A 626-nucleotide genomic window follows, 5' to 3' on the forward strand; every position below is an offset into this window, starting at 1 on the left:
CCGCCCAAAACGTTGCTTCAGAAAACGCTTCAGATTCAGAGAACATGCTCAGACGGTTCAGTTCTGAATACACTTGTCGCACATTCAACTGGCTTTCGCTGGCAGTCCACTCGTTATTTGTCTCAGTACTGTCGGCCAACATGATGCGAAACAAAGCACTAGAGCCATCGTCTGCAAATCGCTTATGAATCAAGTTCGCTTCAACGTAATGATCATCTTCAACACCAAGACGTCCAATTGGAGCTCCAATGGCACCCGCCGCTGTCATGTAAGGACCAGTACCTGTCGCGCCGTTTAGGTCGTCGTTGATCAATAACCCAGAGCGAGCATAGCCGTGAAACTCAAACGAAGAAGCCTTTTCATTGGCCTCGGTAGAGACCTGCTCTGTTTGTGCAACCCTTTGTTCTAATTCATTAATACGTTGCTCTAATGCTGCAACGTCTTCACTTGCTAATACCGATGTAGTCATTAGCCCCATTGTTACAGCAACCGCTAAAATGTGTCGTTTCATTCTGATGTTCTCACGTTAATTGTTTTGGATTATTTGCAAACGTTCCCAAAACAATTCGTAAGCACATTTCGGCTTATACTTTTGATGTATAAGCTCTATATCGAAGAAGAAATAG

1 protein-coding gene is annotated in these 626 nt (G+C 44.2%); it reads right to left on the reverse strand.

Annotation, left to right across the window (positions count from 1 at the left end; all coding sequences use genetic code 11):
• Positions 1–511 (reverse strand): carbohydrate porin (locus AB4486_RS16950; RefSeq protein WP_372117848.1); only part of this gene is annotated, 511 nt, incomplete at its 3' end.
• Positions 512–626 lie beyond the last annotated feature (115 nt).

It is taken from the genome of Vibrio sp. 10N.222.55.C6, from assembly GCF_041473395.1.
In the GTDB taxonomy this organism is placed as follows: domain Bacteria; phylum Pseudomonadota; class Gammaproteobacteria; order Enterobacterales; family Vibrionaceae; genus Vibrio; species Vibrio crassostreae_C.